This window comes from Paenibacillus zeisoli (assembly GCF_003994465.1).
Lineage (GTDB): Bacteria > Bacillota > Bacilli > Paenibacillales > Paenibacillaceae > Fontibacillus > Fontibacillus zeisoli.
Genome location: NZ_RZNX01000002.1, coordinates 362,063 through 386,553 on the forward strand (window position 1 = coordinate 362,063; position 24,491 = coordinate 386,553).

Below are 24,491 nucleotides of genomic sequence, written 5' to 3' on the forward strand. Positions count from 1 at the left end.
CATTCCTACTTTTATACTTTAAATCGGCTGACCAAGGCTTGCAGCTCCTGTGACATCTTGCTTAACGCTTCAGCTGAGGAAGCCACTTCTTCCATCGAAGCATTCTGCTCCTCCGCTGATGCGGCTACATTCTGGGTATTCGCAGAAGACTGCTCTGCGATCAGCGCAATATTCTCCATAATCTCCACCATCATGCGGGCACTTGCATTTGCCTGCTCAATAACGGCCGATACATCACGTGTCTCGGAGGTTACCTGCTGGATAGAACTTAGGATATCCGTGAACACCTCTCCTGTACGGTCCACCTGCTTAATTCCCTCCTGGAAAATCTCGGTCCCTTCATTCATGGACACCACAGCTCTCTCCGCCTCATTCTGTACCTCCAAGATAAGATCCCGGATCTGTGCAGCGGCATCCGTCGTCTGCTCTGCGAGTTTGCGGACTTCACCGGCAACCACCGCGAATCCTCTACCCTGCTCTCCTGCTCGTGCTGCCTCAATGGAAGCATTTAGGGCCAGCAGGTTCGTCTGACCAGCAATTTCCGTAATTAACTTCACGATCTGGCCGATCTCGTTTGATTTCTCACCCAAAGAGTTGACTACTTCAGCCGAGGTCTTGACGGATTGCTGGACCAGGCTCATCTGCCGGATCGTCTCGGTGACGACCGCATTTCCCTGTCCTGCCTTCTCATTAGCAAGGTCGGTCAGCCCGGTGACTGCGCGAATGGAGGATTCGGCCTGATCCATGCCTTTGGAGATCTCGCCTACAGCCTGTGTGGCTTCATGTGCGCTGCTTACCTGCTTCTCAGATCCGGTAGCAGCTTCCTGCATCGATATCGTGATCTGTTCGGTAGCCCGGCCGGTCTGCTCCGCATTAGCGGCTAGTTCTTCCGCAGTTGCCGCTACCTGCTCGGTGTTGAATCCCACCTGGGAGATTACATTCCGCAGATTGAGCTTCATCTGGTTAAAAGACCGGGCCAGATCGCCGATCTCATCACGGCTCTTCACGGCAATATCTTCCTGATCCAGGTACCCTTCGGCGATTTTCTCTGCGCCCTGAGCTAGCGCCTTCACGGATCTTGAGATCAATCTGGAAATGATAATCCCAATGATGGCCGCTAGCAGGATCGAAATAAGGCTGACGATAACAAGCGTAGTCTTCACCGAGTCAACAAGCGCCGTCGTGTCTTTGCTTCCCTGGCTCATAAGTTGTTCCTGACTCTTAACGATCTGATCGGCTATTTCCCGCAAATCCCTAGCAATAGGTAAAACTTTCTCTGCTGCGAATTGCTTAGCCTGATCCAACTGACCTGTCTTCATCATTGCGGCTGACTGATCCGCGTTAATCTTAAACTGTTCATTCAAGGAATCCATGTGCTTCAGCCGATCTTTATTTGCTGCAATCGTTACAAGGCTTCCAGTTTCTTTGATATTATCCTTAAGCTCTTTATAGGCTGAGGTCAGAGCATCTGCAGCCCCTTCCTCCTGCAGCAGCAGCGCTCTTAAATTACTAATTTCCCGCGAAGCAGAATTCTGCATATCCTTGGTATTTGCTAGAATCACAGCCCGCCGGTCTACCAGATCCGAATAGGTCTCATCCACCCTTTGCAGCTGGGTATAAGAGATATAACTTATAATGCCCAGCAGTACGGCAATACTCAAAAAGCTTGCAACCAACTTCTGTCCTAGCGTCAATTTCATATCTTGTTGTCCTCCTAGATGATGTTCCTCTAATAGTAATTAAATTGGAAAGAAAAAACAATAGTGAAAACGGATTCAAAGCTATCGATTTAGCATATAAAACACCTCATCTAGGCATAAGAAGTCCGGCATATCCCTACCCAAGAAACGCAAGAAGAACAGAGGCTTATAAGAATACGAAATATATAAGTGCGGCAAGCACAATACGATACAGCGCAAAAGGAACCAGCTTAATCCGATTGATCAGCTTCAGGAAGAACCGGATGGAGATCAGTGCGAAGACGAAAGCACTGATGAAGCCTACGATGAAAAAGGGAATGACCTCAGGCGTGATAGAGTCCCAATTCTTAAGCAAGGAGAAGAAGCTCACTCCTGCCATGATCGGAACAGCCATAATGAAGGTAAAGTCGGCCGCAGTCCGGTGCTTCATTCCGAGCAGGACACCTCCCGAGATCGTGGAGCCGGAGCGTGAGAATCCAGGCCACATGGATAGACACTGGATCAGACCTACGATAAAAGCCTGCTTGTATGTAATTTGATCCACAGACACAGTCTTCGGCTCACGAGGCCCGAACCGGTCAGCAACAATCATCAGAATCGCTCCAAGCACAAGTCCGATGACCACGGTCTGAGTGGAGAACAAATAAGTATCGACCAGATCATCCAATAACAGATACAGGACTCCCGCAGGAATTAGGGCCACGATAACTTGTCCAAGATTCAGACGCTGCCCCGTGGTCGTCTGACCCGGAATTTTCTTCAGACCCAGCAAATTCAGGAACCGGTCCCGCATAAGCACAACAACCGCTAGGATGGAACCAAGCTGAATAACAATCTTGAACGTCACGGCTACCTCGGGGGTGAACATTTTGTTCGTCTGGAACAGGAAATCATCCACAATAATCATATGACCTGTAGAGGATACCGGTGCAAACTCAGTTATCCCCTCAACAAGCCCCAGAATCAGGGCCACAAATGCTTCCCACAAATTCAAGCTATTTCACACTCCTAATCATAGTTACAAACAGTGTACCTGCTCAGAAGGCTTCCTTTCAAACTTATACCATTTATAGGGACCCGAAAGGTTGCAATTTCTTCATAATGTAAATGCAACAATTAATAAACTTGCTCCTACCTGGGTATTAGCCCAGCCCTAATTCACTCCTTCTACATACATTACATTAGCCCACTACCTAGAAGGAGTGAAATCACTATGGGATTTAACCCACCGCCAGGACCGTTTAACCCGCAGAACCCGCAAGGATCACAAGGACCATTCGGGTCCCAAGGTCCATTTGGACCTCCGGGGTCGTTCACGCCAGGATTCCCAGGAACCGGCGGACCCGGCATGCCGCCCGGACCGCAAGGTCCCGGGGGAGCACCGCAGCCACCCTCATCCCCTCCACCGTCTTTTGTCCCTCAACAGCAGGTGTCAGCTTATGCCGTTGACCCCGGCTCCATCGTCCGCTGTTTGTTCCGCTTCACTTACATTTGGCAGACGAATGGGGACCAATACTGGTTCTATCCGGTCTTTGTCGGACGCACCTCCGTATCGGGCTATAGATTTTTCGGGGGACGCTGGAACTATTACGGAGTTGATCTGAGAAGAATCAGTTCATTTACATGCTACTGATGATCAGGGCACGAATAAGTGCAGCGAAATTCTCCATAATAGGGATGTAGACTTAAGGCCTGAATGGAGGATTTGGCATGATTGACAATCTTGAAAGCAGCTATAACTGTGCCAGTGCGGGAGATGATCTGCATCAGCTTAAGCAGGAGCTTGCTTCGCTGCGCGCACAGGGGACACAGACTCAGGAACACCAGGAGACTATTAATCGGCTGGAGAACCAGATTTCGTTCATCATGAACAAATGCGGCATTAATCATTGATCCGTAGAGCTTCTTCAGCACTTAAGCCCTCTCCCGCCACATGGCGGAGAGAGGGCTTATTTCAGGTTCATTTATTCAGAATACTATCCTCCAGCATTGCGGACTTATCCCCGTACTCCTTAATAATATGTCTCTCTCCCCAGGAACAGAGTGAATCGAGAATCTCCTTCAGGCTCCAGCCATATTCTGTGAGTTCGTACTCCACTCTCGGAGGAACCTCGTTATAGCTGATCCGATTCACAATACCATCCTCCACCAGCTCCCTAAGCTGCTGGGTCAGCATCTTCTGGGTTATGCCCGGCATAAGTGCCTTTAGCTCGCTTGTCCGCCGTTTGCCATGCGTTAGGTGGCACAGGATCACACATTTCCATTTTCCTCCGATGACCTCAAGGGTCGCTTCAATCGATATATTATATTTCTTGCGGGCTTCCATCCTTTATTCCTCCAATAGTTACTTTTTGGTGACTATATAACTTACAAGTACGTACTATTCATTTTGAATCAGTTCATACATAATAACATTTGCCGGTTGGCAATGACTATACTAGGAGTGGATGAAATGTCTTTAGATAAAAAAAGAAGCACGTTCGCGCTTCTGGCGCTGGCCATTAGTGCTTTTGCTATTGGAACGACGGAGTTCATCAGCGTAGGCCTGCTGCCTCTAATCGCAGGTAACCTGCATATCACGGTCCCCCTTGCCGGACTGACCGTTACCCTGTACGCCCTTGGGGTTACCTTCGGAGCCCCTGTATTGACCTCTTTGACCTCGGGAGTTCCACGCAAGACGCTGCTGATGTGGATTATGCTTGTCTTTATTGTAGGCAACAGCCTGGCCGCTTTCTCAGGCAGCATCGCCCTGCTCCTTACCGCGCGCGTGATCTCTGCGCTTGCCCACGGGGTATTTATGTCGATCGGCTCTACGATCGCGGCTGATCTTGTGCCCGAGAACCGCAGGGCGAGCGCGATCTCCATCATGTTCTCAGGGCTGACCATTGCCACCGTTACCGGGGTGCCGCTGGGAACCTGGATCGGCCAGCAGCTGGGTTGGCGGGCTGCGTTCATGGCCATTGCTGTTGTCGGTATTATTGCCTTTATCGCCAATGTGATCCTCGTGCCTTCAGGACTTCGCAAAGGGAACCGTACGCCGGTGAGTGAGCAGCTTAGACTGATCACCAATGGACGACTGCTGCTCTCCTTCGCTATTACCGCACTCGGCTATGGCGGGACATTTGTGGTCTTCACTTATCTGTCCCCACTGCTGCATGACATCACCGGCTTCAAGGAAGGAACGGTAGCCTTCCTGCTCCTGCTCTACGGCATCGCCATTGCCATAGGCAACGTCATCGGCGGGAAAGCAGCCAACCGGAATCCGGTCTCCGCCCTGTTCTACATGTTCGCCGCCCAGGCGCTCATCCTGTTCATTCTGATGTTCACCGCTCCCTTCAAGACTGCGGGACTGATTACCGTACTCTTCATGGGTCTCCTCGCGTTCATGAATGTGCCTGGTCTGCAGATCTTCGTTCTCACGCTGGCCGAGCGGTATGTACCGAAGGCAGTAGATGTTGCCTCCGCGCTCAATATTGCCGCTTTCAACGCAGGCATTGCGCTTGGGGCTTATCTTGGCGGCATCGTAACCGAGAAGCTCGGGCTCATCCATACGACATGGGTCGGGGCGCTGATGGTGCTGGCCGCCGTGCTGCTGACAGGCTGGAGCCGCGCCCTGGAACGCAGCGATCGTCCTGCAGTACAAGCTGTACCCAAGCCTAACTGCTGACCTCATCAGGGCAGGCTAAAAAGACCCTCCCGCATGTCACCTGCGGAGGGTCTTGTACATATTTAGTGCACAAAGCTTGGGGATATCCAGAGCCCAAGTTGACCTACTCCCTCCCCATATACCTGCTACCACGCCATTTCGGCGGATCAGGTATTTTTGCGAACAAAGGCATCCAGCAGATCAGCCACACTAACATCCCCGAGCTCTTCGGCTATCCGGTCCGCCTTCGTCTTCCTTCTGATGGAACCTGTCAGTACGATTTCAATATTTTGGTCTTTGTCCAGCAGGATGGAGTTGACCTCAAGCACATTCGTAAGCAAGCCGACAACCACTGCGATCTGCTGGGGGGATAGCTTGGCGGGGGCATTCTTCTTTTTACCATTGCTGCCATTACCATTACTTCCATTGCCATTGCCGCTGCCACTGCTGCCCTTATTCCCGTTACCACCGTTGCCGCTATTCCTCACGGGCCTCTCCCCCAAAATTTACACTATAATCGTATTCCCTGTGTCCGCGCCACCTTCCTCTTTACCGAGCCCCATAGCGAAGGCTGCAAAAATAACAGCCATCACAATTGCCGTAATTAATATCTTATTGTTCTCTTCATCCATATCCGGACCACCCTATCTTCATTTCTATCCTGCTTCATCATATGACAGCTTCTTCAAGAGGTGCACCTCTCCGCCCAGAGATGAATAATGTACAGCACAGGCGTATACAACAAATTGAATGAGGCGGTGTTAGTTAATTATGTATTACCAACCTTATGTGATTCCTCACCCTGCAGCTTTTCACTCCGTGTCCTATTATCGCAACAGCGACCTTGTAATCAAGCTTGTCGGGGAGTCGATTCAAGGTGAACGGAATGATGAGTTGTTCTATGACGCCCTTATTAAAATGGCTCCTACTCAGCAAGAGAAGGATGTTATTATCAGTATCCGCAACGATGAGAGAAAGCACCGGAAAATGTTCCGGACCCTGTATACCCAGTTAACGGGAATGGCTCCTCCGACAGGGGAGAATGAACCGGCAGAGGCACTGCCCGCTACTTATCTGGAGGGAATCGAGAAAGCGCTCATGGGGGAGTTAAAAGCTTTTGAGAAATACCGCACGATCTATTTGAATATTGATCCTAAGTACCGTGATTGGATATTCGAGATCATGACCGACGAACTCAAACATGCGTCCTATTACAACTGGCTGTACGCCAAGAACAAATAAGAGTGCGGGAGCAGGCTATTTGAGCTTCTCCTGAATTGTGGTATATTTAAGGCGTTAATTGTAGAAGAAAACATCATATGTCTTAATTTCACTAGGGGAGCCAGCCGGCTGAGACGAAGTAACGCTTCGGACCCTTGGAACCTGATCTGGATCATACCAGCGTAGGGAAGTGGAGCGCCTATGAATTGTTGTTTGGATCCTTGAACTAAACAAAGTCAGGCCCTTCATCCCTTTGCGGGAATGGAGGGCCTTTTCGAGTTTTCTTCTTAACAAATTTCGCAGGTGTAGATATCTTGGACGGCTTCAACCTGTCTTAATCTGTCTCACCTTATACGGGAGGTCTGCCTTATAACACCCATCTTATCTCTGGATCATTTGTCTTACTCATATGACTATTCTTCCATGTCCGTATCCAAGTGGCCGCCAATTCTTGACCAACTGTCTCTGGAGGTACACCATGGAGAATTTGTATCCCTAATTGGTCCAAGCGGGTGTGGCAAAAGCACGCTCTTCAAGCTGATCGCCGGCCTGCTAGAGCCGACAGGCGGTGCCATCAGCTGGACTGGCGGTGAGGTGTCAAAGCGTCTCGGGGCCATCTCCTACATGCCGCAGCAGGACCTGCTGCTGCCCTGGAGAACCGTAAGGGACAACTGCCTGCTTCCATGGGAACTAAAGAAGGGCCGGTTGGAGCCAGGGAAGCATGGGGCGGTGCCAGGGAAGCTGAAGAAGAGCCGGGCGGAGCAAGCCGCGCAGCTTGCCTTCATCACGGACATGCTTGAGCGATTCGGTCTCGGCCGCTGGGCAGACGCCTATCCCCATGAGCTGTCTGGGGGAATGCGCCAGCGGGCGGCCTTCCTTCGGACGCTTGCCGCAGGCGGCGATCTGATGCTGCTCGACGAGCCGTTCGGCGCACTCGACGCGCTGACCAAGCGGGAGATGCAACACTGGCTGCTAAGTCTGTGGGGGGAGCTGCAGCGGACCGTCCTGTTCATCACACATGATCTGGAGGAAGCCCTCCTGCTGAGTGACCGGATTCTGCTCATGCCGCGCGGAGGCGGGGCTCTGGAGGAGATCAACGTCGATCTGCCGCGCCCCCGTCAGGCTGGAGTGCATGCCACGCCTCGGTTCCTTGAGCTTCGGATGGAACTCGAGCAGCGGCTTACCGGAGCTGATCTCCGATGACGATGACTGCCTTTATCCATCACCTTCGTAAGCTGCTGCGCAGCTACGGGCCTTTCCTGCTGCTGCTCATCATGATTGTGACCCTGTGGGAATGGCTTGTCCGCAGCGGGACTGTTCCCGCTTTTATTGTGCCGGCTCCAAGTTCCATTATGATGGCCCTGATCCATAATCGGGGGCTGCTGTTCGGCACGCACCTGCCGGTCACACTGGCCGAGGCAGCGCTGGGGTTCGCCCTGTCTGTCCTGCTGGGAACCGGCCTCGGCACCTGGATGCATATGTCCCGCACGGTGGAGAGAGCCGTGTATCCTTTTGTCATTATCAGCCAGACTCTCCCGCTCATTGCCTTATCCCCCATCTTCATCATGTGGTTCGGCTATTCGATCTGGAGCAAGGTCGCCGTGGTTATCCTTACGGCCTTCTTCCCGATCGTAGTGGGTACCTACGATGGACTGCGAACGGGAGGCCAAGCGTACAGCGATCTGCTGCGCACGATGGGCGCAAGCCGGCTTCAACTGCTGCTGAAGCTGCAGGTTCCGCTTGCACTTCCATCCTTCTTCTCCGGACTTAAGCTCTCCGTGGTCTACTGTGTCATCGGGGCCACGATTGGAGAATGGCTCGGCGGAAGCAGCGGACTTGGGTATTACAGCCGCCGAATGGCAGGAAATCTGCAAAGTGATGCGCTGTTCTCGGCCGTACTTCTGCTATCCCTGCTCGGTTTGGCGCTGTTTCTGGGGGTGGCTTTAATCGAAAAGGCTGTTCTCGGCCGGGGCGGCTTTGCTGCTATGACAGGACGTGCCCGTAGGAAGAACATCTAACATGGAATGAACTAAAGAAATGAACGCATTACATATATCCATAACGAAAAGAGGTCACTTTTCATGTCTAAATCTATTAAATTCTCCCTTCTGCTGCTCTCCCTAATGTGGGTGCTTGGCGGATGCAGCTCCAATTCAGGTGCCGGGCAGCAAGAGGCCAATTCCTCAGCCTCTCCCAAGGCAAAGCCGCTGCAAAAGCTTAGCATCATGCTGGACTGGTACCCGAATGCGGTTCACTCCTTTTTGTACGCGGCCAAGGAAAAGGGCTATTTCGCCGCTGAAGGCTTGGATGTTGATATTCAAATGCCCGCCGACACGAATGATGCGCTAAAGCTGACGGCCGCCGGCAAGATTGATCTGGCCCTCAGCTACCAGCCTCAGGTCCTGATGGCCCGGGGTGAGCAGATCCCTGTCCAATCGATCGGAGCTGTAGTTAGACATCCGCTGAATCATCTCATGGTAGCCGCGGATAGCGGGATCACACGCCCCAAGGACCTTGCTGGACGTACCGTGGGCTTCTCCTCCATTCCACTCTATGAAGCCATGGTCAAGACCATGGTCAAGCAGGATGGCGGGGACCCGGATTCTGTGAAGCTGGTCGACGTCGGATTCGACCTGATTCCAGCCCTGTCCACCGGACAAGTGAACGGGTTAATTGGCGGCTTCATTAACCATGAACAGCTTCTGCTTCAGAAGGAAGGGCATCCGGTCACTTCCATAGACCCTACCAAATATGGAGTGCCAGACTACTACGAACTTGTTCTGGTAGCCAGTGAATCCGGGCTCTCGAATAAGCAGGATGAGCTGCGGCGGTTCATGAAAGCTGCGGCGGAAGGCCAGCGCTATGTTAGCGAGCATCCGCAGGATGCCCTGAACATCCTGATGAAGCACGAAGACAGCACCTCCCCGCTGGATGCGGATATTGAGAGCAAGAGTCTGGACATTCTGCTGCCGCTTATGGATGCGGGAGACAAGACCTTCGGTTATCAGGACCCGGACTCCTGGACTCGGGTGGAGAAATGGCTGACCGATAACGGACTGCTTAAGCCGCAATCCGGCGTGAAGGCCCAGGATGCCTTTGTTAATCTGTAGACCGGGACTCCCGGGCGGTTCTGTCCGCGCATTCGCATTTAAATCTAAGGAGGAATTATCATGACTTATTTATCTAAAGTACGGGAGCAGAATCCCCTGATTCACAACATTACGAATATTGTCGTGGCCAACTTCTCGGCCAATGGGCTGCTGGCCCTCGGCGCCTCGCCATTCATGGCAGACTCCCATGAAGAGGTAGAAGATGTGGCGCAGATGGCGGCTGCAGTCGTTCTGAATATCGGCACACTGAATGAATATGCCATTCAGTCCATGCTCCTGGCAGGCAAATCAGCCAACCGGCATGGCGTGCCTGTCGTGCTTGACCCGGTTGGCGCTGGCGCCACAGCTTTCCGCACGGAGGTAACTGCGCGGCTTACCCGCGAAATTAAGCTTGCGGCCCTAAGAGGCAACGCGGCGGAGGTCGCGAACGTGGTGGGCCGCGCCTGGAGCAGCAAGGGCGTAGATGCCGGGGAGGGCGAAGGCGACGTTGTCAGCATTGCCGAAGAAGCCGCGACCAAGCTGGGCTCTATCGCGATTATTACCGGCAAAGACGATGTTATTGCTGACGGGAACAGCACCTATATTGTAAGCAATGGTCATCCGATATTGACCAAGGTTACGGGAACGGGCTGCCTGCTCAGCGCCGTGGTTGGCGCCTTTCTTGCTGTAGCGGGAGAGGCCAAGGCCGAGGCGGTCGCCGAAGGCATCTCCTTCTACGGCGTAGCCGCCGAGCTTGCATACGAATTGACGGAAGGAAAAGGCCCTGGCAGCTTCCAGACGGAGTTCCTTAACCAGCTTGCCGTTCTTACACCGGAACGCTTCCTGGAGCGTTCCAGAATTGCCCGGCACAGATAACAACCGGCGTGCGCAGATAGCAGATTTTAGAACCGAGTTAACAGATAACGGTTAGCTGTTAGCTGTAGCAATTAGCACTTAGCGCAGGTACAAGAGCACCAAAAAAAGGCTGGCAGCAGCCCAGCCAAATCAGATAAGCAAGAAGGAGGTCTTCCGAGTATGACCATCAAGAAAGCATTGACCATCGCCGGCTCCGACAGCGGCGGCGGGGCTGGTATCCAGGCGGATATCAAGACTTTTCAGGAGCTGGGTGTCTACGGAATGTCCGCTCTTACGGCGGTAACCGCACAGAACACGCTCGGTGTGCAAGGGGTCTATCCTCTTGAAGCAGAAGCTGTTGCTCGCCAGCTCGATTCGGTTGGCGAGGATTTAGGGCCGGATGCGGTTAAGACGGGCATGCTGTTCAGCCCGGAGATTGTCCGCATCGTGGCGGATAAGGCGCAGCAGTACCAGTGGCGCAATCTGGTTGTTGATCCGGTGATGATTGCCAAGGGCGGGGCTCCTCTCCTACAGCAGGAAGCCGTGCGCACGGTAGTTCACTATCTGCTGCCGCTTGCCATGGTGGTTACTCCCAATATTCCCGAGGCAGAGCTGCTCACGGATATGAAGATTACTACTCTGCAGCAGCGGGAGGAAGCAGCAAGAAGGCTGGTGCAGACAGGCGCCCGTTATGTAGTCATCAAAGGTGGACATGCCGCCGAGACCGAGCCTGCGGTGGATGTTCTCTTCGACGGGCATGAATTCATGTACCTGGAGAGTCCGAGGATTCCTACACGGCATACGCACGGGACAGGCTGCACCTTCTCGGCTGCGGTTGCGGCAGGGCTGGCGCAAGGACACTCGGCCTACGACGCAATCCGAACCGCGAAGCTGTTCATTCAGGCAGCCATTGAGGACGGCCTGCATATCGGCGGGGGGCATGGGCCTACCAATCATTTTGCCTATCAGCAAAGAAAGCGGGGTGCGGGAGATGTCAGACCCTAACCGGATTCCTTCATCGGTTATACGCAGTCTGCTCGAGGTCTATTTCATTATGGGCAGTGTGAACTGCCGCCTTGACCCGGCGGAAGTGCTGACAGAGGCTCTTGGCGGGGGAATTACGTTATTTCAATTCAGGGAAAAGGGGAACGGCGCCCTGACGGGAAGCGCGAAGTTCGAACTGGCTAAGAGCCTAATGCAGCTGTGCCGGGCACATGGCGTACCTTTTATCGTGAACGATGACCTGGATCTGGCCATCGCGCTGGACGCGGATGGCATTCATGTAGGCCAGGATGATGCTCCTGCCAGCATGATCCGCCGCAGGCTGGGATCAGGCAAGATCATCGGCGTCTCCGCCCATACCCTGCAGGAAGTGCAGCAGGCTATTGAAGACGGCGCCGATTATCTGGGCGTTGGCCCAGTCTACCCGACCTCCTCGAAGGAGGATGCCCAGCCTGTAAACGGAACGCGGTTAATCGAGGAGCTGCGATTGCAAGGTATAGATATCCCTTTGGTCGGCATCGGAGGCATCACGCTTTCCAATGCCGCGCCGGTCATTGCCGCAGGGGCGGACGGCATTTCGCTGATCTCCGCCATAGCACAAGCAGATCAGATCAGCGAAACGGCGAGGCGATTTTTGAAGACGGTGGAGGAAGGATTACGCCACCGGGAATAGGCACGACTTATTTTACTGCAATATAGATTCGAACTACCGCATCACCAGGATTGAAATCACGCGCATCATACAGCTCATAATCTCCGGTGTATGCCCGCTGCTCCTCTGCATCCTCGAAGTAGGACCAGATCCGGCCCCAAGCCTCGGCTACTACCTCGTGTACGGGCCCCCGGTTCGTGGTGAACACCTTGTACTTCGCTGCCGGTACAACTGCTGTCTGCAGTCCGCTGAGGTCAGCAGACTCACTGCCGCTCAGCTCATGGCCGATTAGAAGCGTGTAGGCCCCGGAAGCATCACTTTCATAATCTGTATACAGTGCATAGAGCAAATGGGGATGCTCTGCGTGAATCCGATCTGCAATTGCGCTCTTGAAATAGGCTTCCCACAGCCCGGGGATTTGCCCGCTCGGGCCGGCCTCCTGGCTGTTGGTCGTTCGGCAGCTGATCCCCGCCAGTCTAAGCTCGGACCCTTGTATGTACTCTTCACTCATTTCTCTCATCCTCTTTTCTATTGGTATGACTTCATTCTACTTTGGAAAAGTGGACATCTGTGTGTCCGGGTTCGGATATAGACTGAGAATTCTCTGAACCCGGCGGCAGATTTCATCTGCCACCTCGACCGGCTGCTCGATACGAACCTGCTCACCAAAGCTGAGAATCATCCCATAGAACCACTCATCTACCGGATAAAGACCTTTCACTCTCATCATGCCGCCAGGAAGCTGTGTAATCAGCTCAGGGGAGAACATATCCTGAACCCGGTACCGTACTTCGGGACTGAAGGTCAGCACCACTTCCCGTATGTGATGTCTGGACCATTCCTGATTCCATTCATAGCGATCCAGCGAAGGTGCCTCACGACGCACGAAGAAACCCTCCATCAGCTCAAGATCCTGCATTCGGGTTAGACGGAACATCCGAAATTCATTCCGAAGTCTGCAGAAAGCATGCAAGTACCATAAGTGCCCTTTCAGAATCAGGGAACAAGGCTCTGCCATCCGCTCGGTCTGTGTTCCATTCATATTACTGTAACTGAATCTAATCAATTGCAGCCTCTCTATGGCCGTCTTCAGCAAGCTGACCTTCGACTTGGCGTCTGGCCCCTGCCCCCATGGGTTGAAGTCAAATACGATTCTCGCGCCTTGATCAGTTGCCTGCAGATCTGATCTGCTGAGCAGGGTCTGCACCTTCTCCAGCAGATTGTCGATGTTCTTGTCTTCGATGGCGGTACCCATACCCTTGATGGCAGCCACAACCGAGGTAATCTCATCCAGGGTAAGGAACTGACGATGAATCGTATAATGCTCCATAATCTCAAAGCCGCCTGTTGTCCCTTGATGGGCTACAACCGGAATTCCCGCTTGGTTTAGCGTATCCATATCCCGGTATATGGTCTTGGTCGAGACTTCGAACCTGTCCGCAAGCTCGGCGGCACTAACCCGTCCGCGATTGAGCAGCAGCACGGTTATGGCCAGCAAACGGTCAATTTTCATAACAATCTTCCTCTCCCTAATATGCTCCCCCTGCATCAAATCAAGGACCTACCAACGACATTCGGCCAGCCCTTCCATACTTCCCGGCATATAAAAAAGCAGACGATTTCCGTCTGCCTGAGTATACTCCATGTGCATGCCCGATTGGATCTAGCCTACTGTAACCGGGTCTTGATCTTTCTTGATCTGCTTGCTTCTAAGCTGTCCGCAGGCCGCATCAATATCGGTGCCATGCTCCAATCGCACACTGACGCTGACATTCTGCTTCTTGAGCGTATCGTAGAACGCACGGATGGTCTCCCGCTCCGGACGCTGATATTGACTGTGCTCGTCAACCGGATTGTAAGGAATCAGATTCACATTAGCCAGACTACGGCGTTCGCCGATCAGTTCAGCCAGTTCAAGCGCATGCTCTCTCTGGTCATTGATGTCCTTAAGCATGATATATTCCAAGGTGATTCTGCGGTTGGTCCGCTCCAGATAGTAGTCAATGGCCTCCATCAGCTGCTCAATCGGAATGGCCCGGTTAATCTTCATAATCCGGGAACGAATCTCATTGTTCGGCGCATGCAGCGAGATGGCCAGATTCACCCGCAGATCGGTATCTGCGAATTCCTTGATCTTGTCCGCCAGGCCGCTGGTGGATACCGTGATATGTCTAGCTGCAATTGCGAGCCCCTTCTGATCCTTCACCACTTGAATGAAGTTCACCATGTTCGTGAAATTGTCGAATGGCTCGCCAATCCCCATCACAACGATATGGCTGACCCGCTCGCCTTGACCCGCGGCATCCAGATACAGCTGGACCTTCATAATTTGCTCCACAACTTCGCCGCCGGATAGATCCCGGCTCTTCTTCAGCAGCCCGCTCGCACAAAAGCTGCATCCGATGTTGCAGCCGACCTGGGTCGTTACACATACGGACAGGCCGAACTTGTGCCGCATCAGCACAGTCTCAATCAGATTTCCATCCTGCAGTCTGAACAGGAACTTGACCGTACCGTCCTTAGACTCCTGCTTCACATGCTCGGTCAGCGTCTGAATGACGAAATGGTCCGCAAGCAGCTGAATACATTCGGGGTTTACCTCCGTCATTTCTGCGAAGTCCGTAATCCGCTTCACATAGAGTGCCTCCCATACCTGGGAAGCCCGGAACTTGCGATGCCCGCGCTCTTCGAGCCAAGCGGTCAGCTGCTCGAACGTCAAGCCATATATAGTTACTTTATTTATCATGATTTATCCTCTTTCCAAACGCTTGAATTCTGTCTTTCTTCTCCAGAACCGCGGCTCGCGCAGTCTATAATATTGTCCCAGACTTCTATTATGAACACAAGAGCCACGGCATGATTTCCAGAAAAGTTACGTCCTCAGAAGTGGTTTTACCATCCGTTTACAAAATGGGCGCACAGCTCAGCAGATATCCGGCCATTCCCCCGGCTCCTTCGTGAATACACTAACTCTATATGATCTGTTTCGGATGAAGGGAAGCGAGGTCTCTTATGGCACACACCTATACCCAAAAAGAAATTACCCGGATTACCCGCCACTTCGGCCTAACCCCACTAAGATCCGTACCAGTATCCTCCTTATACCGCCGGAACGCTGTATTTAGGGTAACAACTCCTACGGGCACGTATGCCCTGAAGCCATTTAGAAGGAGTGAAGCTTTCCGCACCACCACAGGCAAGCAGTTAAGAGCTGCGGTACGCCACGTTAAACTTCTTTCGAGCAAAAAGTATTCCCACATGCCCCCCTGGCTCCGGACAGGAACCGGGCGATTCTGGGTTGAGTTCAGGGGAACTCCTTTCTATATGACAGAATGGATTCATGGCCGGGGGCTGGGGCTGGCTCAAGATTATACAGCACTAGGCCGTGCACTTGCTGAACTTCACCTTATCCGGCTACCCTCCCGCTCCAGAACTAACTCATCCATCCTTGCCTATATTCCACAATGGAAACTTCAAGCCGGTATCCTCCATCGATATATGGCAACCGTGATCCGGAACAAGGGCCGCTATTCCCAGTGGTACAAGAGAAATGGTCCCTCCTGCACCCGCTTGGCCAAGCAGGCTTGGGCCTATTTCAAGGAGCCCTCCATAGCCAAGCTGATATTAAAGGACGCACGTCATCCCTCCCTGGTTCACGGAGATATTACCTCACTTAATGTCGTGATTTCGGAGGAGGGCGGACTTTATATCATTGATTGGGATCGGGTCAAGACGGGCTCAAGTTATCTTGACATGGTTAAGGCACTTCGGAATACATGTCAGTACAACCCTGAATTCATCCGGTGTTTCCTCCAGGGCTATGAAGAAATACGTCCTCTATCCCAATCTGAACGCAGGTTAATCACGATCTTGTTCAGCCTCCCTCAAGAAGCCTGGAATGGCGCACGGTTTCCCCATCGCGCTATGAGTCGGGCCATGATGGATATATTTGTGCAGACCTGGCCTGAGCGTAAGCAGGCTATCCGTGTAATGCAGCAATGGTCCCTTAGTTAGTCCCGGTTAGTCCCCGTTCACGCTTACTCTAAACGCCAAAAAAGACGGGAGCATCACGACCCGTCTTTTCTTGTGGACCAACCCCTTTTGGATGAGGGCAGCGTCCTATTATGAACTTTGTATAACCGCAGCAATCAGAATAGCCCAACCCGCCAGCCAAGCAAGCCCGCCAAGCGGCGTAATCGCACCCAGCTTTCTGATGCCTGACAGACTCAGAGCATATAAGCTGCCTGAGAAGAGAATAATTCCCGCGAATAGGAACCAGCCGGCAAGGATCACCTGTGAAGACCCATTCATCTGACCTGCAAGCACTCCAAGCAGCAATAGTCCAATCCCATGAATCAGATGGTATTGAATTCCTGTCTGATACACTTTCATCATATCTTCAGACAGCTTCGCCTTCAGTGCATGCGCGCCAAAAGCACCGAGAGCAACCGCGAGGAACATCATAATTCCTCCAAGCAGCAGCAGTGTATTCATAGCCAACACCTCCAAGACAGATATTACCGGGTCCAGGTAAGACCGTCAATTTAAAGAACCGGAGAGATTGGATTGGTTTCTGGATGGAATAACATTCTCCAGCAATTAATAGTTTAATAGACTAGTATACTATTATGGAAGCGTTTTACAATATTACAATATTTTAATAATAAAATTGTTTATTTCTGGGAGGATTAGTGGTACTTTAACAGTGTAATAAATAAAAATATAAATAGGAGATGGTAGAGAATGCTAAGAGGAATGAAGAAGTACCTGTCAGGAGTTGCTTTTTTAGCGATTTTTGCGCTAACGTTTGCACAATCAGCTTTTGCAAGTGATCAACCGGCCCAATTGATTTCGGCCAACCTGTATGCTTACAAGTATGGATACCTGTCATTCAGCGGTAATGTCGAAGTGAGCAACCAGGCTTATCAGAAGAACGTAACTATCCATTATACTCCAGGAAACGGTCAGTGGTATGATACGCCTGCTTCCTATCAAGGTCCGACAGACTCCACGCATGAGAAGTGGAACTTCGCAGTATCCACGTACAGTGGGGATACTGTGAACCCGCAGCTCCAAGGTGCACAAACTGTTCAATTTGCAATCAAGTATGAAGCTGGTGGTCAAACGTATTGGGATAATAATAACGGTCAGAACTATTCTGTAAGCCGTTATAATCTGAGCTCAACCATTCTTGGTAAGCCGAACGTCCTTCAAGCTTTTGACTCCCTGTCTCAGAACACCTTCTCCGGCGGTCTATTCGTTAAGAACCTAGACTACACCAAAACCGTTAAAGTCCGTTACACCACCGATAACTGGAATACAACCAAAGAAGGCACCGCTACCTACTATGCGCCAGCGAACTCCGATGGCAGCGTACAAGAGTGGCACTTCAGCTTCAACAATATTGACTCCAGTGTGTCCCAGATTAAATACGCCATCTCCTACACTGTAAATGGACAAACGTATTGGGATAACAATTACGGCAGCAACTACACAGTTAATCGTTAATCTATTACAGCAGTATACTTAAATACAATCGCCTTCCGGCTGCCTCCTTGGCATATCGGGGGGCGTTTTCTATTGTTATGGTAAAATAAGGAGAGTACATATTCACATCATATGAAACGGGGTGTTAGGATGGGCCAAAAGATCGTTATCGCCGGAGGAACCGGCTTTATAGGCCAATACCTTCAAGAAAAGTTTCAGCGTCTCGGCAAAGAAGTTCTCATTATATCGAGGCAGCCCCAGCACATCTCCTGGAGCGACCTTTCCGGGATAACAAATGCGCTAGATAACTCCGAAATGCTGATTAATCTTGCCGGGAAATCCGTGAACTGCCGATATAACCGGAAGAACCAGGAAGCGATTATGAATTCCAGAACGGAGACGACACAGATTCTGGGGAATGCCCTGCTGGCTTGCCAGAACCCGCCCCCGCTATGGCTCAATTCCAGTACCGCCACGATCTATAGGCATGCTGAAGACCGCCCCATGACCGAGAAGGACGGTGAGATAGGTTCCGGGTTCTCCGTAGAGGTAGCCAAGGCCTGGGAGGAGTCCTTCTTCTCGTTCAAGCTGCCGCATACCCGCCAAGCTGCCTTACGAATCGCTATTGTTCTTGGAGAGCAGGGCGGCGTAATGACCCCCTATCAGAACCTGGTCCGCTTCGGACTTGGGGGCATTCAGGGGTCAGGCGAGCAGAAGTTCAGCTGGATCCATATTGAAGATCTGTTCCGAATCGTGCTGTTCCTTCAGGAGAGAGAGGATCTAAGTGGAGTATTCAACTGCTCTTCACCTAACCCGGTAACGAATCGGGAGCTGATGAAGCAGCTGCGAACTGCCATGAACCGGAAGCTCGGACTGCCTGCAGCGAAGTGGATGCTTGAGATTGGGGCTCTGCTCCTTGGCACAGAGACCGAGCTCATCGTGAAGAGCCGCTGGGTTATTCCCGAGCGGCTTACGCGAGAAGGATTTGTGTTCCATTTTGCTACACTTGAGGACACGCTTCGGGATATACTGCATTAACTTTAAGTCTGCCTGTCTCCATGCTTCCCATTTGGCAAAAAAAGTGGCAAGCCCTCTACCACAACCGGGGCTTGGCCACCATTAACCATAGCATGATTAATAAGATTACAAGATACATCCATACCGAACGGCTAAGCTGCTGGACCAGCAGCTTCTTGTCGTGATCAGGCTCCGCAAACTTCCGCAGCTTCGGAGAGAACGCACGAGCCAGGAACACAATCGAACCGGCCATAATGAGAAGAGTTGCAACAATCCAGGAGGTGTCCCAGGCGTAACCCGCAGTATACGCCAGCAGGATGCCGGATCCCACCAGGACATGTCCCATATGCTTGACCAGCCGGGTCGATGATCTGAACATATGGATATAGGCGCCCAGCTCCGGCCATTCCGCCATTCGCATCCTCCGAACCAGGGAGATAAGAACGAAGAAAGGACCGATGGAAGCAATTGCACTAAGTATATGAATATAAAGCAGGAGTTTATAAAGTAGAACCACGTTTGCCGTTAGTCCTGAACCGGGCTGAACTCATGAACCCATACCCGCATCTGCGGCAGCCAAGGCATCCCTGGGTGATAGGACAGAATCGAATTCTTATATTCCTCCACGGTTGCAAATCCCTCTTGAACAGCATGCTCATCCGTTAATTCGCCAAGAGACTGTGAATAGACCTTGTTCACAATAAAGCTGCGGCCTTCAAGTGTCATAATCTCACCGACATCGGCATACCGGCCATTACGGCGTGTAGCAGTCTTTTGCCCTGCAAGGACCTTGTCGATATCCGGCTGCTGTGTAATCAAGCGGTCAATCGTGCATGATTTCGGCGGCAGTGCATCCTGGTTATTTTGTTCCATGTTGAAAACCTCCCTTTAGTTATTCCACAACTCACTTTAACATAGATTGACAGCAAAATCACACAAGTAAGGCCATCCCTGAGAGGATGGCCTTTACTGGATTTGAGCGTATGAATGCGGTTAGGTCTAATCCCGGCTGAACACCTTAGCAAGCAGGCGAAGCATCTCCACATACAACCACACGAGTGTAACCACCAGTCCAAATGCCCCGTACCATTCCATATATTTGGGAGCACCCTGCTCAGCTCCTTGTTCAATGAAATCAAAATCCAGCACAAGATTGAGCGCTGCAACGATCACGATCACAATGGAAATTCCGATTCCAATCAGACTGTTGTCGTGCAGATAAGGAATGGTAATGCCGAAAAAGCCCAAGATGAAGCTAAGCAGATATACCAGGAAAATTCCACCCGTAGCGGCGATCACGCCAAGCTTGAAGTTCTCGGTTGCCTTGATGAGTCTGGTCTTGTATGCCACAAGCAGGGCAATGAATACCCCCATGGTCAGTAGCGCTGCCTGCAGGGTAATCCCGTTATACAGCGTCTCGTACCGGGCTGAGAGACCGCCTAGTAACATCCCTTCCCCAATCGCATAGATGGGCACCAGAAAAGGTGCTGTGGTAGGTACGAAGCTGATAATCAAGGCCAGTAATAGGGCAACGATTGCTCCGCCCACCATAAATGGAACTGCGTTACGTCCGCTGAAATACATGGACCAGGTCCCAAATGCCGCGCCTAGTAAGATCACCAACGTAATTATAGTTTTGTTCACGGTACCGTCAATCGTCATTTGAGACTGTCCCGTATAATGCCCACTTCGTTCAAAAGTCTTGTCATTCAGTGTTGGGTTGCCACTGCGTCCGATCAAGGATCATCACCTCTTGGTTAATTTGTCCTAATTCTAGCACATCTCATACCGGAATCCCACATATTTCCTGATAACAAAGACATGCTCTATATCTATGCATCTCCCCTCGGGATATGTTTGACAACCTGCATAATTCTAAATATTTGAGGCGACCTAAGCCACCCGGGGTTGCTGGAATAATGTATAAGAATAAGGACACAAATAAAGCCGGCTGCTTAGATACAGCCGACTTTCATGATTCTGCTCCGTCCAGTCAGGACAAGTAATTATTTAGAAGAAGAGGAGGCAACCTCATTACATGCGGTTACACAGGACTTCGCCAGTGAACAGCTTGCGCACTTGCCTTTCTTCGTCTTTCGTATATAGGAGGTTAATGTCCAGCCTGCGTATCCAAAAATAGCTGCGCCAATCACAATACTCGCTACCATGGTATCACTTCCTTTTGCCCGTGTTTAGTTGTAACCGAGGGCTCTTCCGACCAACATGATGATATAAGAAATTATATAAGCAATGACCAGAGCATACAACACCGAGAACCAGGTCCAACGGGCGGACATCGTCTCTTTACGAATAACCCCCACTGTTGCCAGACAAGGTACATAGAGCAGGATGAACGCCATGAAGGAGTACGCCTGCAGGGCTGTGAAATGACCCGCCAGCAGCCCTTGCAGCGTAGCTGTATCCGGCGCGGCATAAATAATATTCATCGTCGAGACTACCACTTCTTTGGCCAGGAACCCTGTGATCAGGGCAGCTCCAGCCTGCCAGCTACCAAAGCCGAGCGGGGTAAGCACCTGCCCGATCAGACCGCCAATCTTGGCCAGGAAGCTCTGATCCATCGCTACATTGAAGCCCTGCGGGCCGGTATAGCTTAACAGCCAGATCAGAACCGATCCGCCAAAGATGAAGGTACCGGCTTTCCGGACAAAGCCTTTGCCCTTCTCCCACGTGCTCCGGGACAGTGTCTTCCACTGCGGAATCCGGTACGGGGGCAGCTCCACCACGAACATGGACTCCTGCTGCTTCAGAATCGTTGAGGAGAACAACTTCGCGAGAACAAGCGCCAGCACAACACCAAGCACATACAGTGACAGGACGACCAGAGCCTGATTAGACTTGAAGAAGATACCCACGAATAGACTGTAGACCGATAACCGGGCTGAACAGGACATCAGCGGGGTCAAGATAATGGTAAGCAGCCGTTCCTTCGGCTGTTCTATCGTCCTTGCGGCCATAATCCCGGGCACATTGCAGCCGAAGCCGATGATCATCGGGATGAAGGTCTTGCCGTTGAGGCCGACCAGCTCCATCAGCCTATCCATGACCGAAGCAATCCGGGCCATGTATCCGGAGTCCTCAATGAATGAGATGATGAAGAACAGGATGAAGATCTGCGGCACGAAGACCAGCACACCGCCGACTCCGGCAAATATGCCGTCAAAGATAAGGGCTTTAATAAAATCCTGCGCGCCCATGCTGTCCAGCAGCCAGGTAGTTCCATTACGCAGCGGACCATTAATAAAAGCATCCAGCAGATCCGATAACGGAGTCCCTATCCACTCAAAGGTAAGCTTGAACGTAAGATACATGAACAGCAGAAAGATCGGGATTCCAAGAAACTTATCGGTAACAATCCGGTCAATACGTGCCGAGAAGGTAATGCGGCCTTCCTTTGTATACCGAATACATTGCTCAAGATAAGCGTGAATATGTTCTGCACGCTGCTTGCGAATATATTGAGAGAGCGTCCTTACACCAAAGGTATGCTGATGATACTCCTCCGTAGTTGTATACAGCTGATTCAGCCACTTTGTATCAATGCTGGCCTCCAAGGCTGCACGAACGACTGAATTGCCTTCAAAGAATTGAATCGCCATCCAGCGCGGGGATAATGTGCCCTCTGGCATCCGCTTCGTTAACTCGGCAGCAGCATTCTCCAGCCCCTCACCATAGGAGATGAAGTAAGGCTTCAGCTCCTCGCCAGGCGCTGCCCCCGTTATAGCCTCTAGCACCTGATTGGTTCCCTTACCGCTCCTGGCTACAACCGGAATGACCGGTACACCCAGCAGTCCCGATAAGCGGATCGTGTCAATCTCCAGCCCGCTTTGTCTTGCGACATCCATCATATTTAACGCGATAACCAGCGGCTTGCCATATTCCAGCAGCTGCACCGTCAGATTCAAATTCCGTTCAAGCTGGGAGGCATCCACCACATTGAGTATGGTGTCAAAGGACTCACCCAGCAGAAATCGGGAAGCGACTTCTTCGTCATGGGAAAGAGGATTAAGTGAATATAGACCAGGGAGGTCTATAAGCGTTCCTTTCCCACCCTTCAGCGTGCCAACCTTCTTCTCTACCGTCACTCCAGCCCAGTTGCCCACGTATTCGTACGAGCCGGTTAAAGTATTGAACAAAGAGCTCTTGCCTGTATTCGGATTCCCGGCCAGGACGACTTCACTCATACTGCTTCAACTAGAATCTGAAGCGCCTCACTCCGGCGGATGGATATCCACTGGTTGCTTGCTTCTAAAGTAATCGGTCCACCGAACGGCAGCCGTTTTATAATTGATATTAATGTGCCTTCCATAATCCCGAGATCGTTCAATCTTCTGCTTACAAGCCGATTGCTGCAAGCCATATTGGTGATGCGGACAGGTTTACTTAGCTCGATCTCTGTTAACTTCATTGGTTTCACCCCAAATAATAATGATAACTATTATCAACTGACTAAATTATATGATAATGATTCTCATAATTCAATGTATTTTATATGGAGTAATTGTTACAAATCATCATAAATCCTAGCCTATTGGATTGCATGAGCGCCTAATTTGGAGATAAAGGGCATCTTACGTATGTACTACCTTACTTCCTCATCGCTGCTTATAGATACACAGCAAAAGAAGACTCCGTTCCAAAGGAACGAAATCTTCAAGTCCGATGCACTATATTAGCTTATGCCAAGGTTCTAAGCGCCTCTGTGGAGAAAGGAACCAATTCATCCAGCCTGCCTTCGCGAATCTTATTCGCCCAAGCCGGGTCCACAAGCAGCGCACGGCCGACGGCAACCAGATCGAACTCGCCGCGATCAAGCCGTTCCAGCAGTCCGTCAATGTTGGTGTTACTAGCACCTTTCCCTTCTGTAAAGCCGCTCATAAAGTCAGTATCCAGACCGACTGAGCCCACGGTGATTGTAGGTTTGCCGGTCAGCTTCTTGGTCCATCCAGCGAGGTTCAAATCCGATCCCTCGAATTCCGGCTCCCAGAAGCGGCGGGTCGAGCAGTGGAACACATCAACGCCTGCTTCCACAAGCGGGGCGAGGAATTGACCAAGCAGTTCAGGCGTCTCTGCCAGCTTGGCTGTGTAGACTGAGGATTTCCACTGCGAGAAGCGGAACACTATAGGGAAGTCCGGGCCAACCGCTTTGCGGCACGCCTCAATGACCTCTACAGCGAACCGGGTGCGTCCGAGCATATCACCGCCATACTTGTCGGTACGCTTGTTCGTTCTTTCCCAGAAGAATTGATCGATCAGGTATCCATGCGCGCCATGGATCTCCACGCCGTCGAAGCCAATTCTCTTAGCGTCCGCAGCAGCCTGGGCATAAGCAGCTATGACCTGAGCAATCTCTGCCTCCGTCATAGGTTCCACTACCTTCTCACCAAAGATGTTGATCCCGGACGGTCCAATCGGCAGCGCCTCCGGATTAGGAGAATCTCCGATCTTGCGGTCGGTCCCTACATGCCATATTTGCGGGATGATACGTCCGCCCACGCTATGTACAGCTTCCACGACTTTCTTCCAGCCGCTTAAGGCGTCCTCACCGTGAAACCTTGGAACGTTAGGGTCTCCTGTAGCCGCAGGATGATTAATTACGGTTCCCTCGGTCACAATCAGACCTACGCCATTCTCTGCCCGGCGCTTGTAGTATTCCGCTACATTCTCCCCAGGTACACCCCCCGGCGACCCAGAACGTGTCATCGGAGCCATCACAATTCGGTTCGAAAGCTCCAGATTTCCAGCATGAAAGGGGTTGAACAATGGATTAGTCACTTGATTACCTCCCGTATTACTAATATAGT

General features: G+C 51.6%; 29 protein-coding genes and 1 riboswitch. Of the genes, 13 read left to right on the forward strand and 16 right to left on the reverse strand.

Annotated elements, in window-relative coordinates; translation table 11 throughout:
* Positions 1 to 11 precede the first annotated feature (11 nt).
* Both EJP77_RS07710 and EJP77_RS07715 read right to left on the reverse strand, forming a co-directional pair.
* The gene (locus EJP77_RS07710; RefSeq protein WP_127198637.1) at positions 12 to 1,700 is read right to left on the reverse strand and encodes a methyl-accepting chemotaxis protein; all 1,689 of its coding nucleotides are present in this window, start codon (positions 1,698 to 1,700) and stop codon (positions 12 to 14) included.
* 166 nt (positions 1,701 to 1,866) lie between these two features.
* On the reverse strand, positions 1,867 to 2,694 hold the full coding sequence (locus tag EJP77_RS07715) for an undecaprenyl-diphosphate phosphatase (protein WP_127198638.1): 828 nt from the start codon (positions 2,692 to 2,694) through the stop codon (positions 1,867 to 1,869).
* A 219-nt stretch (positions 2,695 to 2,913) separates the two neighbouring features.
* On the opposite strand from EJP77_RS07715, the gene EJP77_RS07720 reads away from it, so the two are divergent.
* Positions 2,914 to 3,333 carry a collagen-like protein gene (locus EJP77_RS07720; RefSeq protein WP_127198639.1) on the forward strand — a complete coding sequence of 140 codons (420 nt, stop codon included), beginning with the start codon at positions 2,914 to 2,916 and terminating at the stop codon, positions 3,331 to 3,333.
* 77 nt (positions 3,334 to 3,410) lie between these two features.
* Positions 3,411 to 3,593: a DUF2524 domain-containing protein gene (locus EJP77_RS07725; RefSeq protein ID WP_127198640.1), complete on the forward strand. Its 183-nt coding sequence runs from the start codon at positions 3,411 to 3,413 to the stop codon at positions 3,591 to 3,593.
* Between the two features lie 67 nt (positions 3,594 to 3,660).
* Here the strand turns inward: EJP77_RS07725 and EJP77_RS07730 are convergent, their stop codons facing one another.
* Positions 3,661 to 4,026 (reverse strand): winged helix-turn-helix transcriptional regulator, encoded by a 366-nt coding sequence (locus EJP77_RS07730; RefSeq protein WP_127198641.1) that lies wholly within the window; start codon positions 4,024 to 4,026, stop codon positions 3,661 to 3,663.
* Between the two features lie 126 nt (positions 4,027 to 4,152).
* Between EJP77_RS07730 and EJP77_RS07735 the strand changes: the two genes are divergently transcribed.
* Positions 4,153 to 5,367, forward strand: coding sequence for an MFS transporter (locus tag EJP77_RS07735; protein ID WP_127198642.1), 1,215 nt, complete (start codon positions 4,153 to 4,155; stop codon positions 5,365 to 5,367).
* A gap of 146 nt (positions 5,368 to 5,513) precedes the next feature.
* Here EJP77_RS07735 and EJP77_RS07740 read toward each other — a convergent pair whose 3' ends face one another.
* Both EJP77_RS07740 and EJP77_RS20980 read right to left on the reverse strand, forming a co-directional pair.
* Positions 5,514 to 5,834, reverse strand: a complete 321-nt coding sequence (locus tag EJP77_RS07740) for a hypothetical protein (protein ID WP_127198643.1) — start codon at positions 5,832 to 5,834, stop codon at positions 5,514 to 5,516.
* An 18-nt stretch (positions 5,835 to 5,852) separates the two neighbouring features.
* Entirely contained in the window at positions 5,853 to 5,978 is a 126-nt protein-coding gene (locus EJP77_RS20980; protein ID WP_281278469.1) for a hypothetical protein, read from the reverse strand.
* A 139-nt stretch (positions 5,979 to 6,117) separates the two neighbouring features.
* Between EJP77_RS20980 and EJP77_RS07745 the strand changes: the two genes are divergently transcribed.
* The 7 genes from EJP77_RS07745 to thiE all read left to right on the forward strand — a co-directional run bounded on the left by EJP77_RS07745 (position 6,118) and on the right by thiE (position 12,186).
* Positions 6,118 to 6,588, forward strand: a complete 471-nt coding sequence (locus EJP77_RS07745) for a ferritin family protein (RefSeq protein ID WP_127198644.1) — start codon at positions 6,118 to 6,120, stop codon at positions 6,586 to 6,588.
* An 83-nt stretch (positions 6,589 to 6,671) separates the two neighbouring features.
* A riboswitch (TPP riboswitch) is annotated at positions 6,672 to 6,773 on the forward strand.
* Between the two features lie 217 nt (positions 6,774 to 6,990).
* Positions 6,991 to 7,770, forward strand: coding sequence for an ABC transporter ATP-binding protein (locus EJP77_RS07750; RefSeq protein WP_127198645.1), 780 nt, complete (start codon positions 6,991 to 6,993; stop codon positions 7,768 to 7,770).
* Positions 7,767 to 8,585, forward strand: a complete 819-nt coding sequence (locus tag EJP77_RS07755; RefSeq protein ID WP_246021787.1) for an ABC transporter permease — start codon at positions 7,767 to 7,769, stop codon at positions 8,583 to 8,585. Before EJP77_RS07750 ends, EJP77_RS07755 begins: the two co-directional genes overlap by 4 nt.
* A 63-nt stretch (positions 8,586 to 8,648) precedes the next feature.
* The gene (locus EJP77_RS07760) at positions 8,649 to 9,677 is read left to right on the forward strand and encodes an ABC transporter substrate-binding protein (RefSeq protein ID WP_127198646.1); all 1,029 of its coding nucleotides are present in this window, start codon (positions 8,649 to 8,651) and stop codon (positions 9,675 to 9,677) included.
* A 60-nt stretch (positions 9,678 to 9,737) separates the two neighbouring features.
* Entirely contained in the window at positions 9,738 to 10,532 is a 795-nt protein-coding gene (thiM, locus tag EJP77_RS07765; protein ID WP_127198647.1) for a hydroxyethylthiazole kinase, read from the forward strand.
* 159 nt (positions 10,533 to 10,691) lie between these two features.
* Positions 10,692 to 11,516: a bifunctional hydroxymethylpyrimidine kinase/phosphomethylpyrimidine kinase gene (gene thiD, locus EJP77_RS07770; RefSeq protein WP_127198648.1), complete on the forward strand. Its 825-nt coding sequence runs from the start codon at positions 10,692 to 10,694 to the stop codon at positions 11,514 to 11,516.
* On the forward strand, positions 11,503 to 12,186 hold the full coding sequence (gene thiE, locus EJP77_RS07775; protein WP_127198649.1) for a thiamine phosphate synthase: 684 nt from the start codon (positions 11,503 to 11,505) through the stop codon (positions 12,184 to 12,186). The genes thiD and thiE overlap by 14 nt, the downstream gene beginning before the upstream one ends.
* A 7-nt stretch (positions 12,187 to 12,193) precedes the next feature.
* On the opposite strand, the gene EJP77_RS07780 is transcribed toward thiE, so the two are convergent.
* The 3 genes from EJP77_RS07780 to rlmN form a co-directional block, all read right to left on the reverse strand.
* Positions 12,194 to 12,676, reverse strand: coding sequence for a GyrI-like domain-containing protein (locus EJP77_RS07780; RefSeq protein WP_127198650.1), 483 nt, complete (start codon positions 12,674 to 12,676; stop codon positions 12,194 to 12,196).
* Positions 12,677 to 12,712: 36 nt separating this feature from the next.
* A complete protein-coding gene (locus tag EJP77_RS07785) occupies positions 12,713 to 13,678 on the reverse strand; it encodes a helix-turn-helix transcriptional regulator (protein WP_127198651.1) in 966 nt (321 codons plus the stop codon).
* A 150-nt stretch (positions 13,679 to 13,828) separates the two neighbouring features.
* Positions 13,829 to 14,908, reverse strand: a complete 1,080-nt coding sequence (gene rlmN / locus EJP77_RS07790; protein ID WP_127198906.1) for a dual-specificity RNA methyltransferase RlmN — start codon at positions 14,906 to 14,908, stop codon at positions 13,829 to 13,831.
* A 269-nt stretch (positions 14,909 to 15,177) separates the two neighbouring features.
* On the opposite strand from rlmN, the gene EJP77_RS07795 reads away from it, so the two are divergent.
* Positions 15,178 to 16,179 (forward strand): aminoglycoside phosphotransferase family protein, encoded by a 1,002-nt coding sequence (locus EJP77_RS07795; RefSeq protein WP_127198652.1) that lies wholly within the window; start codon positions 15,178 to 15,180, stop codon positions 16,177 to 16,179.
* 108 nt (positions 16,180 to 16,287) lie between these two features.
* On the opposite strand, the gene EJP77_RS07800 is transcribed toward EJP77_RS07795, so the two are convergent.
* Complete coding sequence (locus EJP77_RS07800; RefSeq protein WP_127198653.1) at positions 16,288 to 16,659, reverse strand: DUF423 domain-containing protein; 372 nt, start codon at positions 16,657 to 16,659, stop codon at positions 16,288 to 16,290.
* A gap of 249 nt (positions 16,660 to 16,908) precedes the next feature.
* On the opposite strand from EJP77_RS07800, the gene EJP77_RS07805 reads away from it, so the two are divergent.
* Positions 16,909 to 17,673 (forward strand): carbohydrate-binding protein, encoded by a 765-nt coding sequence (locus EJP77_RS07805; RefSeq protein WP_127198654.1) that lies wholly within the window; start codon positions 16,909 to 16,911, stop codon positions 17,671 to 17,673.
* Between the two features lie 129 nt (positions 17,674 to 17,802).
* Entirely contained in the window at positions 17,803 to 18,690 is an 888-nt protein-coding gene (locus EJP77_RS07810; RefSeq protein WP_127198655.1) for a TIGR01777 family oxidoreductase, read from the forward strand.
* 55 nt (positions 18,691 to 18,745) lie between these two features.
* Here EJP77_RS07810 and EJP77_RS07815 read toward each other — a convergent pair whose 3' ends face one another.
* The 7 genes from EJP77_RS07815 to EJP77_RS07845 form a co-directional block, all read right to left on the reverse strand.
* Positions 18,746 to 19,186 carry a DUF2269 family protein gene (locus EJP77_RS07815; RefSeq protein ID WP_127198656.1) on the reverse strand — a complete coding sequence of 147 codons (441 nt, stop codon included), beginning with the start codon at positions 19,184 to 19,186 and terminating at the stop codon, positions 18,746 to 18,748.
* 8 nt (positions 19,187 to 19,194) lie between these two features.
* On the reverse strand, positions 19,195 to 19,542 hold the full coding sequence (locus EJP77_RS07820; RefSeq protein WP_127198657.1) for an ASCH domain-containing protein: 348 nt from the start codon (positions 19,540 to 19,542) through the stop codon (positions 19,195 to 19,197).
* Between the two features lie 126 nt (positions 19,543 to 19,668).
* Positions 19,669 to 20,409 carry a Bax inhibitor-1/YccA family protein gene (locus EJP77_RS07825; protein WP_127198658.1) on the reverse strand — a complete coding sequence of 247 codons (741 nt, stop codon included), beginning with the start codon at positions 20,407 to 20,409 and terminating at the stop codon, positions 19,669 to 19,671.
* A gap of 266 nt (positions 20,410 to 20,675) precedes the next feature.
* Positions 20,676 to 20,837 (reverse strand): FeoB-associated Cys-rich membrane protein, encoded by a 162-nt coding sequence (locus EJP77_RS07830; protein ID WP_127198659.1) that lies wholly within the window; start codon positions 20,835 to 20,837, stop codon positions 20,676 to 20,678.
* 24 nt (positions 20,838 to 20,861) lie between these two features.
* Positions 20,862 to 22,871, reverse strand: a complete 2,010-nt coding sequence (feoB, locus tag EJP77_RS07835) for a ferrous iron transport protein B (RefSeq protein WP_127198660.1) — start codon at positions 22,869 to 22,871, stop codon at positions 20,862 to 20,864.
* Positions 22,868 to 23,095: a FeoA family protein gene (locus EJP77_RS07840; protein WP_127198661.1), complete on the reverse strand. Its 228-nt coding sequence runs from the start codon at positions 23,093 to 23,095 to the stop codon at positions 22,868 to 22,870. The genes feoB and EJP77_RS07840 overlap by 4 nt, the downstream gene beginning before the upstream one ends.
* A 269-nt stretch (positions 23,096 to 23,364) precedes the next feature.
* Positions 23,365 to 24,462 carry an NADH:flavin oxidoreductase gene (locus tag EJP77_RS07845; RefSeq protein WP_246021788.1) on the reverse strand — a complete coding sequence of 366 codons (1,098 nt, stop codon included), beginning with the start codon at positions 24,460 to 24,462 and terminating at the stop codon, positions 23,365 to 23,367.
* Positions 24,463 to 24,491 lie beyond the last annotated feature (29 nt).

Excerpts from the sequence above, each read along its gene's own strand:
- EJP77_RS07810 (WP_127198655.1), top strand. The coding sequence starts at position 17,803 with ATGGGCCAAAAGATCGTTATCGCCGGAGGAACCGGCTTTATAGGCCAA.
- thiM (WP_127198647.1), top strand. The coding sequence starts at position 9,738 with ATGACTTATTTATCTAAAGTACGGGAGCAGAATCCCCTGATTCACAAC.
- EJP77_RS07805 (WP_127198654.1), top strand. The coding sequence starts at position 16,909 with ATGCTAAGAGGAATGAAGAAGTACCTGTCAGGAGTTGCTTTTTTAGCG.
- EJP77_RS07800 (WP_127198653.1), bottom strand. The coding sequence starts at position 16,659 with ATGAATACACTGCTGCTGCTTGGAGGAATTATGATGTTCCTCGCGGTT.
- EJP77_RS07780 (WP_127198650.1), bottom strand. The coding sequence starts at position 12,676 with ATGAGTGAAGAGTACATACAAGGGTCCGAGCTTAGACTGGCGGGGATC.
- EJP77_RS07820 (WP_127198657.1), bottom strand. The coding sequence starts at position 19,542 with ATGGAACAAAATAACCAGGATGCACTGCCGCCGAAATCATGCACGATT.
- EJP77_RS07720 (WP_127198639.1), top strand. The coding sequence starts at position 2,914 with ATGGGATTTAACCCACCGCCAGGACCGTTTAACCCGCAGAACCCGCAA.
- EJP77_RS20980 (WP_281278469.1), bottom strand. The coding sequence starts at position 5,978 with ATGGATGAAGAGAACAATAAGATATTAATTACGGCAATTGTGATGGCT.
- EJP77_RS07760 (WP_127198646.1), top strand. The coding sequence starts at position 8,649 with ATGTCTAAATCTATTAAATTCTCCCTTCTGCTGCTCTCCCTAATGTGG.
- EJP77_RS07840 (WP_127198661.1), bottom strand. The coding sequence starts at position 23,095 with ATGAAGTTAACAGAGATCGAGCTAAGTAAACCTGTCCGCATCACCAAT.
- thiE (WP_127198649.1), top strand. The coding sequence starts at position 11,503 with ATGTCAGACCCTAACCGGATTCCTTCATCGGTTATACGCAGTCTGCTC.
- EJP77_RS07730 (WP_127198641.1), bottom strand. The coding sequence starts at position 4,026 with ATGGAAGCCCGCAAGAAATATAATATATCGATTGAAGCGACCCTTGAG.
- thiD (WP_127198648.1), top strand. The coding sequence starts at position 10,692 with ATGACCATCAAGAAAGCATTGACCATCGCCGGCTCCGACAGCGGCGGC.
- feoB (WP_127198660.1), bottom strand. The coding sequence starts at position 22,871 with ATGAGTGAAGTCGTCCTGGCCGGGAATCCGAATACAGGCAAGAGCTCT.
- EJP77_RS07755 (WP_246021787.1), top strand. The coding sequence starts at position 7,767 with ATGACGATGACTGCCTTTATCCATCACCTTCGTAAGCTGCTGCGCAGC.
- EJP77_RS07750 (WP_127198645.1), top strand. The coding sequence starts at position 6,991 with ATGTCCGTATCCAAGTGGCCGCCAATTCTTGACCAACTGTCTCTGGAG.
- EJP77_RS07710 (WP_127198637.1), bottom strand. The coding sequence starts at position 1,700 with ATGAAATTGACGCTAGGACAGAAGTTGGTTGCAAGCTTTTTGAGTATT.
- EJP77_RS07725 (WP_127198640.1), top strand. The coding sequence starts at position 3,411 with ATGATTGACAATCTTGAAAGCAGCTATAACTGTGCCAGTGCGGGAGAT.
- EJP77_RS07745 (WP_127198644.1), top strand. The coding sequence starts at position 6,118 with ATGTATTACCAACCTTATGTGATTCCTCACCCTGCAGCTTTTCACTCC.
- EJP77_RS07830 (WP_127198659.1), bottom strand. The coding sequence starts at position 20,837 with ATGGTAGCGAGTATTGTGATTGGCGCAGCTATTTTTGGATACGCAGGC.
- EJP77_RS07785 (WP_127198651.1), bottom strand. The coding sequence starts at position 13,678 with ATGAAAATTGACCGTTTGCTGGCCATAACCGTGCTGCTGCTCAATCGC.
- EJP77_RS07735 (WP_127198642.1), top strand. The coding sequence starts at position 4,153 with ATGTCTTTAGATAAAAAAAGAAGCACGTTCGCGCTTCTGGCGCTGGCC.
- EJP77_RS07795 (WP_127198652.1), top strand. The coding sequence starts at position 15,178 with ATGGCACACACCTATACCCAAAAAGAAATTACCCGGATTACCCGCCAC.